The 14,695-nt window shown below is 74.4% G+C and carries 9 protein-coding genes; 7 read left to right on the top strand and 2 right to left on the bottom strand.

Annotated elements, in window-relative coordinates; genetic code table 11:
• Positions 1–40 precede the first annotated feature (40 nt).
• Entirely contained in the window at positions 41–3,952 is a 3,912-nt protein-coding gene (gene hrpA / locus IR170_RS10565) for an ATP-dependent RNA helicase HrpA (protein WP_227489018.1), read from the bottom strand.
• A 1,282-nt stretch (positions 3,953–5,234) separates the two neighbouring features.
• On the opposite strand from hrpA, the gene IR170_RS10570 reads away from it, so the two are divergent.
• From IR170_RS10570 to IR170_RS10590, 5 genes are all read left to right on the top strand, one after another.
• Complete coding sequence (locus IR170_RS10570; protein WP_193662650.1) at positions 5,235–5,660, top strand: hypothetical protein; 426 nt, start codon at positions 5,235–5,237, stop codon at positions 5,658–5,660.
• 156 nt (positions 5,661–5,816) lie between these two features.
• Positions 5,817–6,527 carry a response regulator transcription factor gene (locus IR170_RS10575; protein ID WP_056865799.1) on the top strand — a complete coding sequence of 237 codons (711 nt, stop codon included), beginning with the start codon at positions 5,817–5,819 and terminating at the stop codon, positions 6,525–6,527.
• Positions 6,528–6,540: 13 nt separating this feature from the next.
• Positions 6,541–8,058, top strand: a complete 1,518-nt coding sequence (locus IR170_RS10580) for a sensor histidine kinase (protein ID WP_319805018.1) — start codon at positions 6,541–6,543, stop codon at positions 8,056–8,058.
• Positions 8,059–8,286: 228 nt separating this feature from the next.
• On the top strand, positions 8,287–9,543 hold the full coding sequence (rocD, locus tag IR170_RS10585; protein ID WP_193662652.1) for an ornithine--oxo-acid transaminase: 1,257 nt from the start codon (positions 8,287–8,289) through the stop codon (positions 9,541–9,543).
• A gap of 88 nt (positions 9,544–9,631) precedes the next feature.
• Positions 9,632–11,629, top strand: coding sequence for a mannosyltransferase YkcB-related protein (locus IR170_RS10590; RefSeq protein ID WP_193662654.1), 1,998 nt, complete (start codon positions 9,632–9,634; stop codon positions 11,627–11,629).
• On the opposite strand, the gene IR170_RS10595 is transcribed toward IR170_RS10590, so the two are convergent.
• Positions 11,602–12,261: a TetR/AcrR family transcriptional regulator gene (locus IR170_RS10595; RefSeq protein WP_319805019.1), complete on the bottom strand. Its 660-nt coding sequence runs from the start codon at positions 12,259–12,261 to the stop codon at positions 11,602–11,604. The two genes, IR170_RS10590 and IR170_RS10595, sit on opposite strands and share 28 nt — an antisense overlap.
• A 50-nt stretch (positions 12,262–12,311) precedes the next feature.
• Here IR170_RS10595 and IR170_RS10600 point away from each other — a divergent pair, with 50 nt between their 5' ends.
• The gene (locus IR170_RS10600) at positions 12,312–13,856 is read left to right on the top strand and encodes a flavin-containing monooxygenase (protein ID WP_193662658.1); all 1,545 of its coding nucleotides are present in this window, start codon (positions 12,312–12,314) and stop codon (positions 13,854–13,856) included.
• Positions 13,853–14,695 carry an SDR family NAD(P)-dependent oxidoreductase gene (locus tag IR170_RS10605; RefSeq protein WP_056865795.1) on the top strand — a complete coding sequence of 281 codons (843 nt, stop codon included), beginning with the start codon at positions 13,853–13,855 and terminating at the stop codon, positions 14,693–14,695. The genes IR170_RS10600 and IR170_RS10605 overlap by 4 nt, the downstream gene beginning before the upstream one ends.

The raw sequence follows: 14,695 nt of genomic DNA on the forward strand, positions 1-14,695 counted from the left end.
CCGCTCGACACTACGCCCGGGCCGTGCGGCCACGGACCCGTCAGCCCAGGGCCTTGCGGATCCGCTGGTCGCTGACCGGCACGGCGGTGCCGAGCTGCTGGGCCCACAGCGAGACCCGCCACTCCTCCAGCAGCCACCGCACCTGGCGCAGCGCCTCCCCCGGCGGGCGGCCCGGCGCCAGCGCCTCGGTGCGGTGCGCCCACGCGGCCTGCAGGTCGGCCACCTGGTCCATCAGCAGCCGGTCGCGGTGCGCGGCGGCGCCGCCCTGGTCGAGACGGGCCCGGCGCTGGTCGAGCGCGGCGAGGTAGGTCGGGTAGCGGCGCAGCCAGGTCGTGCCCGCCTCGGCGACGAACCCGCGGTGCACCAGCCGCGCCAGCTGGGCGCGCATGTCGGTGAGGGCCGGGAGCATGGCCATGTCGGCGCGGCCGGACAGCGACTTCTCGGTGCGCCGCCACGCGTCGAGCACGCGCACCACGTCCCCGAGCACGGCGCGCAGGTGGGCCTCCTGGTCGCGGCCGGCGGCCTCGCGCAGGGCGGCGTACGCCTCGGGGGTGCGGGCGGGCGGGCGGGCGTCGACGACGGCCTGCACCACGGCGGCACGGCAGTCTTCGAGCAGCTCGGCCACCGAGGCGTACGGCGAGCCGGCCAGCCCGAGCTTCTCGGCGTTGGTGAGGGAGTCGAGCACCCGCTTGACCGGCGAGGGCAGCTCGAGCAGCAGCAGCCGCGCGACGCCCAGGCGGTGGCGGGCGTCGCGCTCGTCCTCGGAGCCCGCGACCGCGAGCCCGACGCTGGCGCCCTCGTCGACCAGCCCCGGGAAGCCGCGGACCTCGTGGCCGGCGCGGGTCTGCACGAAGGAGGGCTCGATGGTGCCGAAGGTCCAACCGGTCTCGCCGCTGCGGGCGACCCCGGAGTCGGCGGCGACCTCGGCCATCGCCTGGGCGAAGCGCGGTCGCAACGGCTCCTTGAGCGCCTCGAGGTCCTTGCCGCGGGCCTGCTCTGCCCCGGTGTCGTCGACGACGCGGTAGGTCGGTCGCAGGTGCTCGGGCACCTTGGTCCAGTCCCACGCCTCGCGGGGCACGACGACGCCGGTGGTCGAGCGGCACCAGCGCTCGAGGGCGTCGAGCAGCGGCTCCTCGCCCGCCGGCACCTCGCGCAGGAAGTCGCGGGCCCGGTCGGGGGCGGGCACGAAGCTGACGCGCAGGTTCTTCGGCAGGCTGCGGATCAGGCTGGTGACCAGCTCTTCGCGCAGCCCCGGCACGACCCAGGAGAAGTCGTCGGCACCGACGCGGTTGAGGGTGGTGACGGGCACGTCGATGGTGAGGCCGTCGTCGGCGGCGCCCGGCTCGAAGTGGTAGGCGATGGGGAACGTCAGGCCCTCGTCGGCGGCCCACTGCTCGGGGTAGTCGGCCTCGCTGACCTCGGCGGCCGCGTCGTGGGTCAGCATCGCCGGGTCGAAGGTCAGCAGGTCGGGGCGCCGGCGGCGCTCCTGCTTCCACCACTGCTCGAAGTGCGAGCCGCTGACGACGTCGGGGCCGATCCGGGCGTCGTAGAAGTCGAAGAGGGTGTGCTCGTCGACCACGATGTCGCGGCGCCGGGCGCGGTGCTCGAGCTCGGCGGCCTCCTCGAGCAGGCGGAGGTTCTCGGCGTAGAAGCGGTGGCGGCCCGAGGTGAGCTGCGCCCACTCGCCGTAGACCAGCGCGTGGCGGATGAAGAGCTCGCGCGAGAGCTCCTTGTCGACCTTGCCGTAGGCCACGAGCCGGTCGGCGACCAGCGGCACGCCGTAGAGCGTCGCCCGCTCGTAGGCCACGACCGAGGCGCGCTTCTTCGACCAGTGCGGCTCCGACCAGGTGCGCTTGACCAGGTCGCCGCCGAGGCGCTCGGCCCAGGCCGGGTCGAAGCCCGCGGCCTGGCGGGCCCAGAGGCGGCCGGTCTCGACCAGCTCGGCGGCCATGACGTACTGCGGGGGCTTCCGGGCCAGGCCGCTGCCGGGGAAGATCGCGAACCGGGCGCCGCGCGCGCCGAGGTACTCCCGCATCGGGCGGCGACCGGTGCGCGCCTTGGCGCCCGGGGCCTCCTTCTCGCGCTCCTCCAGCAGACCGATCTGCGACAGCAGACCCGACAGCAGGGCCTGGTGGATGCCGTCGGCGTCGGGCTGGTCGGCGGGTCGGCCGACCTCGATGCCCATCTCCTTGCAGACCTGGCGCAGCTGCGACTCGAAGTCCTGCCACTCGCGCACCCGCAGGTAGTTGAGGAACTCCCGCTTGCACATGCGGCGGAAGGCACTGCCGGAGAGCTCGCGCTGCTGCTCGCGCAGGTGCGACCACAGGTTGAGCCAGGTCAGGAAGTCGGAGCCCTCGGCCTTGAAGCGGGCGTGGAGCTGGTCGGCCTGGGCCTGCTGCTCCGCGGGGCGCTCGCGGGGGTCCTGCAGCGACAGCGCGGCCGCGACCACGAGCACCTCCCGCACGCAGCCGAGCCGCTCGGCCTCGAGGATCATGCGGCCCAGGCGGGGGTCGATCGGCAGCCGGGCGAGGCGCTGCCCGAGCCGGGTCAGCCGGCGGGCCTCCGGGGCGCCGGTCGAGGGCAGCGCGCCGAGCTCCTCGAGCAGCTGCACCCCCGACTGCACGTTGCGCCGGTCGGGGGGCTCGACGAAGGGGAAGCGTCCCACGTCGCCGAGGCCGAGGCTGGTCATCTGCAGGATGACGCTGGCCAGGTTGGTGCGCAGGATCTCGGGGTCGGTGAACTCCGGGCGCGCCTCGAAGTCCTCCTCGGAGTAGAGCCGGATCGCGACGCCGGCCGCGACGCGACCGCAGCGCCCGGAGCGCTGGTTGGCCGAGGCCTGGCTGATCGCCTCCACCGGCAGCCGCTGGACCTTGGTGCGCAGCGAGTAGCGGCTGATGCGCGCGACGCCGGTGTCGACGACGTAGCGGATGCCGGGCACGGTCAGCGAGGTCTCCGCGACGTTGGTCGCCAGCACGATGCGGCGCCCGGTGTGGGAGCTGAAGACGCGGTGCTGCTCGGCGGCCGAGAGCCGGGAGTAGAGGGGCACGACCTCCGTGCCGCCGCCGCGGGTGCCCTGGGTGGCCTCGGTCAGCGCCTCGGCGGTGTCGCGGATCTCCCGCTCGCCGGGCAGGAAGACCAGGATGTCGCCGGGCCCCTCGGCGAAGAGCTCGCGGCAGGCCTCCACGATCGCCTCGGTCTGGTCGCGCACGACGACCTCGCCGTCCTCGTCCTGGTCGTCGCCCGCCTCCTCCGGCAGCACCATGAGCGGGCGGTAGCGGACCTCGACGGGATAGGTGCGCCCCGACACCTCGATGATGGGGGCCGGCTTCCCGTCGCGGTCGGCGAAGTGGGCGGCGAAGCGCTCCGGGTCGATGGTGGCCGAGGTGATGACGAGCTTGAGGTCGGGTCGCTGCGGCAGGAGGCGGCGCAGGTAGCCCAGCAGGAAGTCGATGTTGAGCGAGCGCTCGTGGGCCTCGTCGATGATGATCGTGTCGTAGCGACGCAGCATGCGGTCGCGCTGCAGCTCGGCGAGCAGGATGCCGTCGGTCATCAGCTTGACCCGGGTCGAGCGGGTCGTGCGGTCGGTGAAGCGCACCTGGTAGCCGACCACCGACTCCTCCCCCAGCGGCTGGCCGAGCTCGTCGGCGATCCGCTCCGCCACCGACCGGGCCGCGATCCGGCGCGGCTGGGTGTGGCCGATCAGCCCGCCCGAGCTGCGCTCCTTGCCGTCGCGGCCCTTCCTCGTCGTACGCCGGCCGCGGCCGAGCTCGAGGCAGATCTTGGGCAGCTGCGTGGTCTTGCCGGAGCCGGTCTCCCCGGCCACGATCACGACCTGGTGGTCGCGGATGGCCCGCGCGATGTCGTCGCGGCGCTGGGTGACGGGGAGCTCGGCGGGGTAGGTGATCGAGAGCTCGGGCGGCGCCTGCTCTCCGGCCGGGCGCGGGGAGGACATGATGCTCCCCATTCTGCCTGCGGCCGGGTGACGGGGGCCAACGGGTTGACGCCCTGGCCCGTCCGCCCGGCCCGGCGACGCGGGGGACGGGTCGGCCCGAGGGGTGCCGCCCGCTGTCGGGCTGCCGGCGTGACCGGCTCGGCCGGGGCGGACCAGGGTGGTCCAGCCTTGGGGGGTCGGTCCGGCCTTGGGGGTGGTCCAGGTGCCGTCGGGGGTGCGGTGGTGGGTCCAGGGGGGGCTGCCCGCGGAGCCGGTGGTCGTGAGGCGGTGGCGGTGCGCGGCGCAGGGGCGCGTGGTCGGAGCCCCGGTGGTGATGGGCTGCGGTCCAGCTGCGGGCGTGACCCGTCTCGACGCTGGCTTCGCGCCTTCGACCGACGTGTCGCTGGTGGCTACCGGCCCGGCCCGTCGGAGTCGCTGGCCGGATCAGGAGCTCGACCGATCGGCGTACCCACGGGGATCGACCCGCCGACCGGTCCGGTGCCCGGCCCGTGGGTCGGCCCGGTGGTCGGCGTCGCCAAGTGGCGGGAGACGACATCTCCGGCGGCCCTCGACCAGTCGTACGCCGCCACTTCTCGCGCGCGCCGGCCGGGGACACGACGCAGCCCCGCGAGGAGGGACCGGCACTGGCAGCGCTCGCAGCGACCGCGGCGTCGCCAAGTGGCGGGAGACGACACCTCCGGCGGCCCGCGACCGGTCGTCTGCCGCCACTTCTCGAGCGGGCCGGCCGGAGACGCGAGGCAGCCCCGCGAGGCGGCGCCGGTCCTGGCAGCGCTCGCGGCGACCGCGGCGACCGCGGCGTCGGAAAGTGGCGGGAGACGACACCTCCGGCGGCCCACGACCGGTCGTCTGCCGCCACTTCTCGGGCGGGCCGGCCGGAGACGCGAGGCAGCCCCGCGAGGCGGCGCCGGTCCTGGCAGCGCTCGCGCCGACCGCGGCGACCGCGGCGTCGGAAAGTGGCGGGAGACGACACCTCCGGCGGCCCACGACCGGTCGTCTGCCGCCACTTCTCGGGCGGGCCGGCCGGAGAGGCGAGGCAGCTCCGCGAGGCGGGGCCGGCGCTGGCAGCGCTCGCAGCGACCGACCGACCGTCCGTGGCCGGGTGCCCGAGACCTCTGACGACGAACTCGAACACCGAACTCGAACACCGACGGGTCACGACGAGACGATCCACAGGGACGACGCTCGCCGGCGGTGCCTCCTCGACCACCGAGGCCCGGATCGGCCCACCGGACTCACGGTCGGGGCACAGGGTGGGCACAGCGGGGGCGTCGACGCTGGCGGCATGAGTGACCAGACGCCCGACCACCCCGCCGTCTCCCGTCCGAACGCCGAGGGCGCCCCGCCCGTCCGAGGGGGGTGGCGGCGACGCGCGCTCGCCCTGCGGGGCGTCGTGGCCGTCGCGCTGGCCAGCCTGCTCATCGGCGGGACCGGGGGCGCGGTGCTCGGCGTCGCGGCGGGCGGGTCCGACGACGGCCGGTCGGGCGGGCCGGGCGGTCCGGGCGGCTTCAGGGGACGACCGCCGGTGCAGCAGGGGACCTTCCCGGGACAGCCGTCGGACGACGGCCCCGCCGACGCGCCGGGCTCCCCCGGCGACCCCACCTCTCCTCCCGACGCCTCGACCGACCCCGTCCCCACCACCCCCACCACCACCACCGGCGCCCCCACCACCGGCGCCACCACCACCGGCGCCACCACCACCGGCGATTGACCCACGGCCGACGGAGGGCCGGCCCCGGTCTCGTCGCGCATCCCCCCGCACCACGTCGCGCCCCGTCGTCACCGCCGCCCGCACCGTCACGGCACGCACGTCCGACACCCAGGACGCCCACAGCGGACTCACAGGCACCTGGGCCAGAGTGGAGCCATGGAGCTCACCCGACCCGACGGCAGTCCCCTGCGCGTCCTCGTCGTCGACGACGAGGTCAACATCGCCGAGCTGATCTCGATGGCGCTGCGCTACGAGGGCTTCGAGGTGAGCGCGGCCCACACCGGCACGAAGGCGGTGGCCGCCGCGAAGGACTTCCGTCCCGACGCCGTGGTGCTCGACATGATGCTGCCCGACTTCGACGGCCTCGAGGTGCTGCGTCGCATGCGCACCCACGACCCCGACGTGCCCGTCGTGTTCCTCACGGCGCGCGACGCCGTCGAGGACCGGGTGGCCGGTCTGACGGCGGGTGGCGACGACTACGTCACCAAGCCCTTCTCGCTGGAGGAGGTCGTGGCGCGGCTGCGGGGGCTCATGCGGCGCGCCGGGGCCCAGCAGGCCGCCGAGTCGTCGGTGCTCACCGTCGGCGACCTGTCCCTCGACGAGGACAGCCACGAGGTCTTCCGCGGCGGCACCGAGATCAGCCTGACCGCCACCGAGTTCGAGCTGCTGCGCTTCCTCATGCGCAATCCCCGCCGGGTGCTCAGCAAGGCCCAGATCCTCGACCGGGTGTGGAACTACGACTTCGGCGGCCAGGCCAACGTGGTGGAGCTCTACATCTCCTACCTGCGCAAGAAGATCGACGCCGGTCGCGACCCGATGATCCACACCATGCGCGGCGCGGGCTACGTGCTCAAGCCCGCCGCCTAGGCGCCGGCACGCCGTGGGCCGCCTCGCCTCCCTCACCTCCCGCCTGGTCGTCACGGCCGTGGCGCTCGTGCTGCTCGTCTCGCTGCTCATCGGCACCGTCGCCACCCTCGCCGTGCGCTCCTACCTGCTCGGCCAGGTCGACGACGACGTGAGGGCGGCGCTGCAGCGCGCGGAGTACGTCGCGGCGTCGCAGTTCTTCGTGCCCTGCTCGACCCCCGCCCCGCCCGCCGGGGGCGTGCCCGACGACCTCGACGACCGTGACCGGGGGCCGGGCGACGGCGACGACCCCGGCCGCGGGCAGTCGGTCGGCACCCTGACGGCCTTCTTCGAGCAGGACGCCGGGACCGACCCGGCCGGCTGCGTGCTGACCCCCGGCGAGGACGGGCGGCCCGGCACCCGCGCGCTCTCCACGGCCGCCCTCGACCTCCTGGCCGACCTCCCGGCCGACGGCCGCCCGCGCGAGGTCGACCTGCCCGGCGTCGGGTCCTACCGCGTGGCCGTGCGCGAGACCGCCACCGGCGGCTACACCGTGGCCGCGGGCCTGCCGACCGACGACCTCGACGGGGTGGTGTCGACCCTGGTCACCACCGAGGTGGTGCTCATCCTGCTCGGCGGGGCCGTCGCCGGCCTGGCCGGCCTGCTCGTCGTACGCCGACAGCTGCGACCCCTCCGCGAGGTCGCCGACACCGCCCACACGGTGGCCGAGCTGCCGCTGGCGCAGGGCGAGATCGACCTGACCGAGCGCGTGCCCGCCCACCTCACCGACGAGCGCACCGAGGTCGGCCGGGTGGGCTCGGCGCTCAACACGCTGCTGGCCCACGTGGGGTCGTCGCTGGAGGCCCGCCACCGCAGCGAGCTGCAGGTGCGCCAGTTCGTGGCCGACGCCTCCCACGAGCTGCGCACGCCGCTGGCCACGATCGCCGGCTACACCGAGCTGGCCCGCCGCCGACCCGACGACGCCACCGCGGTCACCACCGCCCTGGCGAAGGTGGAGGAGGAGTCGGGGCGGATGACCTCGCTGGTCGAGGACCTCCTCCTGCTCGCGCGCCTCGACGCCGGACGACCGCTGGAGTCGGCGCCGGTGGACCTCACCCGGCTGCTGCTCGAGGCGGTCTCCGACGCCCGCGTGCTCTCCCCCGACCACCACTGGCGCCTCGAGCTGCCGGAGGAGGCGCCAGCCGAGGTGGACGGCGACGAGCAGCGGCTGCACCAGGTCGTCACCAACCTGCTCACCAACGCCCGCAAGTACACCCCCGCCGGCTCCACGGTCACCGTCACCGCGCTGCCCGACGGGTTCCGGGTGCACGACGACGGGCCGGGCTTCCCGCCCGAGCTGCTCGACCACGCCTTCGAGCGCTTCGCCCGCGGCGACACCGCGCGCACCCGCGGCGGCGCGGCCGCACCGGGCGGCGCGGGGCTCGGGCTGGCGCTGGTCGAGGCCATCGTGACGGCCCACGGGGGCCGGGTCACGCTCGTCAGCCGACCGGGCGACACCGCGGTCGAGGTGACCCTGCCCGGGGCGGTCGACTGAGGATCGACTGAGGGTCGACCCCGGGGCGACCGGGTCGGTCGAGGGGGCCGTCGAGCATTCGGCGGCCCGCCGTACGTGGGGTTACTCTCGTGAGGGATTGTCTGACAATCCTCGGATTCCGTCCCCGTGCCTGGTGGTGTGGGGAGGTCGCGCGACGCAACCCACGATCCGACCGACCCGCCCCGACCCTCCCGCACGCCGGGACGGGCCTCCAGGAGGAGACGAGCCATGACGGCATCCCTGACCGACGCCACGACCGCCACCACCGAGGTCGCCCGCAGCACCGAGCTCTACCAGCGCGCCGAGGCGCGCACGGCGCACAACTACCACCCGCTGCCGGTCGTCGTGGAGCACGCCGAGGGCGCCTGGATGACCGACGTCGACGGCAAGCGCTTCCTCGACCTCCTCTCGGGCTACTCCGCGCTCAACTTCGGCCACGGCCACCCCGGCCTGCTGCGCGCCGCCCACGAGCAGCTCGACCGCCTCACGCTCACCAGCCGTGCCTTCGTGCACGACCGCTTCGCCGACTTCTGCGCCGAGCTGGGCGACCTGTGCGGCAAGGAGCTCGTGCTGCCGATGAACACCGGCGCGGAGGCCGTCGAGACCGCGATCAAGGTCTCGCGCAAGTGGGGCTACGAGGTCAAGGGCGTGACGCCCGGCCAAGCCAAGATCATCGTGTCCTCCGGCAACTTCCACGGCCGCACGACGACCATCGTCAGCTTCTCCGACGACCCCGACGCCCACAACGGCTTCGGCCCCTTCACCCCCGGCTTCCAGATGGTGCCCTACGGCGACCTCGAGGCCATCGAGGCCGCGATCGACGCCGACACCGTCGCCGTGCTCATCGAGCCGATCCAGGGCGAGGGCGGCGTCGTGCTGCCCCCCGACGGCTTCCTGCGAGGACTGCGCGAGGTCTGCACGCGCGAGAACGTGCTGATGGTCGCCGACGAGATCCAGGCCGGCCTGGGCCGCACCGGCAAGACCTTCGCCTGCGACCACGAGGGCGTCGTGCCCGACGTCTACGTGCTGGGCAAGGCGCTCGGCGGCGGCATCGTGCCGGTCTCGGCCATCGCCGCCGACCGTGACGTGCTCGGCGTGCTGCGTCCCGGCCAGCACGGCTCGACCTTCGGCGGCAACCCGCTGGCCTGCGCCGTCGGCCTCGAGGTCGTGCGGATGCTGGCCACCGGCGAGCACCAGGACCGCGCGGCCGAGCTCGGCGTCGTGCTGCGCGACCGGCTCGAGGCGCTGGTGGGCCACGGCGTGCTGCGCGTGCGCACCCGCGGCCTGTGGGCCGGCATCGACATCGACCCCGCCGTCGGCACCGGTCGCGAGGTCTGCGAGGCGCTCATGGCGCGCGGCGTCCTGGCCAAGGACACCCACGGCTCCACGATCCGCCTGGCCCCGCCGCTGGTCATCACCGCCGAGGACCTCGCCTGGGGCCTCGACCAGCTGGCCGAGGTCGTCCGGGCCGTCGATCCGGCGTAGGCTCGGCGCCGGGTGGCCCTCGCGGGTCACAGGCCGCTGACAGCGCGGCCCTGAGGTCGCCCCAGCCGGCGGCCGCAGGCTGGCGGTCATGTCGACCAGCACCGCCGCACCCGTCCGAGCGACCACCCACCCAGACGCGGGCGCCACCGCTCCCGGGGTCCTGAGACTCCCCCGGGAGCGCGTGGCGCTCGCCCTGCTCCTGGGCTCGACGGCCCTGCTCTACCTGTGGGGCCTCGGCGCCTCGGGCTGGGCCAACTCCTTCTACTCCGCCGCCGTGCAGGCCGGCTCGGAGTCGTGGAAGGCCTTCTTCTCCGGCTCCTCCGACGCCGCCAGCTCCATCACCGTCGACAAGACCCCGCTGTCGCTGTGGCCGATGATGCTCTCGGTGCGGGCCTTCGGGCTCTCCTCCTGGGCGATCCTCGTGCCGCAGGCGCTGATGGGGGTCGGCGCCGTCGCCCTGCTGCACGCCCTCGTGCGGCGAGTGACCGGGTCGGCCGGGGCCGGCCTGCTGGCCGGCGCCGTGCTGGCGCTCACGCCGGTGGCGGTGCTCATGTTCCGCTTCAACAACCCGGACGCGATGCTGGTGCTCCTGCTGGTGGCCGCGGCGTACGCCGTGCAGCGCGCCCTCGAGGGGGCCCGACCGGCGCGGTGGATCGCCCTGGCCGGGGCGCTGGTCGGGCTGGCCTTCCTGGCCAAGATGCTCCAGGCCTTCCTGGTGCTGCCGGCCTTCCTCCTCGCCTACGCCCTCTTCGCCGCCGTGCCGCTGGGACGGCGGGTGGGCCACCTCCTCCTCGCCCTCGCCTCGATGGTGCTCGCCGGTGGCTGGTGGGTCGCGGTCGTCGAGCTGTGGCCCGCGTCCTCGCGGCCCTGGATCGGGGGCTCGCAGGGCGACTCGGTCCTCGAGCTGACCCTGGGCTACAACGGTCTGGGCCGCATCACCGGCGAGGAGACCGGCTCGGTGGGCGGCGCAGGCGGCTGGGGCGAGACCGGGGCGCTGCGCCTGCTCGGCAGCGAGATCGGCGGGCAGGTCGCGTGGCTGCTGCCCGCCGCCGTGGTCCTGGGGGCGACGGCGCTGGCCCTCACCTGGCGCCGCGGCCCGGCATCGGCCCGTGGCCCCCGTGGCCCCCGCAGCCCCCGCGTGCTGCGCGGCACGCTCGCCGTCTGGCTGGGCTGGCTCGTGGTCACCGCGGTGACCTTCTCCTTCATGGGCGGCATCTTCCACGCCTACTACACCGTCGCCCTGGCCCCCGCGATCGCCGCCCTCGTCGGCATCGGCGCCTGGTCGGCGTGGTCGCACCGCGACTCGCTGCTGGTCAGCGGGGTGCTCGCCACGACCACGGCACTGACCGCGTCGCTGGCCTTCGTGCTGCTCGACCGGGCGGGCGACTGGCACCCCTGGCTGAAGTACGTCGTGGCCGCGGTCGGCGCGCTCGCCACGCTGGCGCTCGCCGGGGTGCGGCACCTGCCCCGCCGCGCGGGCCGGGTCGTGGCGGCCGCGGCGCTGGTCGCGGCCCTGGCCGGCCCGACGGCGTACGCGCTGTCGACCGCCGCCACCCCGCACACCGGCTCGATCCCCACCGCCGGACCGACGACCACCACCGGCCCCGGGGGCACGGGCGGCCCCGCCGGGATGGGCGGCCCCGGGGGGATGGGCGGCCCCGGCACGACGGGCGCTGCGCCCGGGGCGAGCACCGGTGGGCTGCTGGAGGCCAGCACGTCGAGCGAGGCGATCGACGCCCTGCTCACGAGCGACGCCGACTCCTTCACCTGGGTCGCGGCGGCGGTGGGCTCCAACACCGCGTCGGGCTACCAGCTGGCCACCCAGGAGCCGGTGATGGCGATCGGCGGCTTCAACGGCAGCGACCCCAGCCCGACCCTCGAGGAGTTCCAGCAGTACGTCGCGGACGGCGAGATCCACTGGTTCATCGGCGGGGGCGGCACGATGGGCGGTCCCGGCGCCGGCGTGGGCGGGTCCGACGGCGGCTCGGACGCGGCGGCGGAGATCACGGCCTGGGTGGAGTCGACCTTCACCGCGCAGAGCGTCGACGGCGTGAGCCTCTACGACCTCTCGGCCGGGGTGGAGTGAGACCCGGTCGACGGCGCGGTCGACTGCGCGGCCGGCGGCAGCACCCCGACCAGCGCGGGCAGCGAGCCCGCCATCATCGCCACCAGGTCGTCGCGGGAGATGCCGGCGGGGTGCTCGATCCAGGCGAGCACCAGCTGCTCGTTCATGGCCGCCCAGGCGCGCACCATGAGCCGGCTCGCGGGGGTGTCGGGGACGAGCTGGCCCTGGGCGTCCTCGCGGAAGATGCGGTCGGTGAGGGTCGAGCGGGCCTCCTCGTAGATCTCGCGGAGCGTCTCGTTGCCGCCGGCGGCGCCCTTGACCAGCGAGAGGTAGCCCTCGTGGTTGGCCACGACGTAGTCGAGGTAGGCGGTCATCGACAGCAGCAGCCGCTCGATCGGGTCGCCCACGGTGGGTGGGGCGGTCTGCTCGATGAGGTCGTCGGCGGCCCGGCGCACGACAGCCTCGTGGAAGGCGTGCTTGTTGCCGAAGTAGTGGTAGAGCAGCCCCCGCGAGATCCCGGCCTCCTCGGCGAGCAGGTCGATGCTCAGCTCGTCGACCGAGCGGGTCGCGAGCAGGCGCACGCCGAGGTCGAGCAGCTGGGCGCGGCGCTCGTCGGGGCTGAGCCGGGTGCGGGAGGAGGTGCTGCGGGTCACGGACCCCACTCTATTGACACTTTTTCAATAACGCCAATACCCTCGTGACCATGACCACCGACACCACCCCGGTCCCGGCCGGCGCGCGCCGCGTCGACCACCTCGTCGTCGGCGCCGGCTTCGCGGGCCTGTGCGCCGCGATCCAGCTCGACGCCGACGGCGAGCGCGACTTCGTCGTCCTCGAGAAGGGCGGCGACGTCGGCGGCACGTGGCGCGACAACACCTACCCCGGCGCCGCCTGCGACGTGCCCAGCCAGCTCTACTCCTACTCCTTCGCGCCCAACCCCGACTGGTCGATGTCGTTCTCGCCCCAGCCGGAGATCCAGGCCTACATCCAGCGCGTGGCGCGCGAGTCGGGCGTGCTCGACCGCTTCGTGTTCGACACCGCGCTGGAGACCGCCACCTGGCGGGCCGAGGAGCAGGCGTGGCTGGTCGAGACCAGCCGCGGCGACTACCTGGCCCGCGACCTCGTCGTCGGAGCCGGTGGCCTCTCCGAGCCGAAGCTGCCCGACATCGAGGGGCTGGCGTCCTTCGGCGGCGAGGTCTTCCACTCCGCCCGCTGGGACCACACCGCCGACCTGAGCGGCAAGCGCGTCGCCGTCATCGGCACCGGCGCCTCGGCGATCCAGATCATCCCCGAGGTCGCCGAGCGGGCCGAGCACCTCGACGTCTACCAGCGCACCGCGCCCTGGGTGATGCCGCGCCACGACCGCACCTACTCGCGCCTGGAGAAGGCCGCCCTGCGCCACGTGCCCGGGCTGCAGAAGGCCTACCGCACGGCGATCTACTGGGGCCGCGAGTCCTACGTGCCGCCCTTCACCCTGGCCCCCGCGGTGCTGCTGCCGGCGCGCAAGGCCGCCGAGGCCAACATCGCCCGCTCGATCAGCGACCCGGAGCTGCGCGCGAAGGTCACCCCCGACTTCCAGATCGGCTGCAAGCGGATCCTCATCTCCAACCGCTACTACCCCGCCCTGGCCCGCCCGACCACCGAGGTGGTCACCGACCGGATCGCCCGGCTCACCGAGCGCGGCATCGTGACCGCCGACGGCACCGAGCGCGAGGTCGACGTCGTCATCGTCGCCACCGGCTTCCACACCACCGAGCTGCCCATCACCGAGCACCTCGTGGGCCGCACCGGCCGCACCCTGGCCGCGCGCTGGAAGGAGAGCGGCATGGCGGCCTACAAGGGCACCACCGTGCCGGAGTTCCCCAACCTCTTCCTGCTGGTCGGCCCCAACACCGGCCTGGGCCACTCCAGCATGGTATTCATGATCGAGTCGCAGGTCGCCTACGTGCGCGACGCGATCCGCACCATGCGCCGGCACCGCTACGCCACGGTCGAGCCCACCGAGCGGGCCACCGCCGCCTGGAACGAGAGCCTCCAGCAGCGCATGGACCGCACGGTCTGGAGCACCGGCGGCTGCTCCAGCTGGTACCAGGACGAGCACGGGCGCAACACCACCCTGTGGCCGCGCTCCACCTTCGGCTTCCGCCGCCTGCTCGCCCGCTTCGACACCCCGGCCTACGCCGTCGGCGCGCCGCACACCGACCCCGCCCCCCGCAGCACCCCGACACGTGAGGACGTGAACGCATGAAGACGCTGACCGACAAGGTCGTCGTGATCACCGGCGCCGGATCCGGCATCGGCCGGGCCCTGGCCCTCAACCTCGCCGGCAAGGGCTCGCGCCTGGCCCTCTCCGACGTCGACGAGGCCGGCCTGGCCGAGACCGCCCGCCAGGCGCGGGCCGCCGGCGCCCGCGACGTGCGCACCGACCGGCTCGACGTCGCCGACCGCGACGCCTTCGAGGCCTACGCCGCCGCGGTCGTCGACCACTTCGGCCGGGTCAACGTGGTCGTCAACAACGCCGGCGTCGCGCTGGCCGGCGACCTGGTCGAGCTGGAGTACGACGACATCGACTGGATCATCGGCATCAACTTCTGGGGCGTGGTGCACGGCACCAAGGCCTTCCTGCCCCACCTCATCGCCTCCGGCGACGGCCACGTGGTCAACCTGTCCTCGCTCTTCGGGCTGATCTCGATGCCCGGGCAGAGCATGTACAACGCCTCCAAGTACGCCGTGCGCGGCATGACCGAGGCCCTGCGCGAGGAGATGCTCATCGCCGGCCACCCGGTCGGCGTGACCTCGGTGCACCCCGGCGGCATCAAGACCGCCATCGCCCGCAACTCCCGCGTCTCCGCGGGCGAGGACCAGGCCGCCACGGCCAAGTTCTTCGACGAGAAGCTGGCCAAGATGACCCCGGAGAAGGCCGCCGCGATCATCGTGCGCGGCATCACCCGCAACCAGGCCCGGGTGCTCGTCGGTCTCGACGCCCACGCGCTGCACACCTTCGGCAAGCTGGCCGGCTCCCGCTACCAGGACGTCGTGGCCAAGGTGTCGAAGAAGGTGCTCCCGCCCAAGACCCAGGTGGTCTGA

Source organism: Nocardioides kribbensis (genome assembly GCF_015070375.1).
In the GTDB taxonomy this organism is placed as follows: Bacteria; Actinomycetota; Actinomycetes; order Propionibacteriales; family Nocardioidaceae; genus Nocardioides; species Nocardioides kribbensis.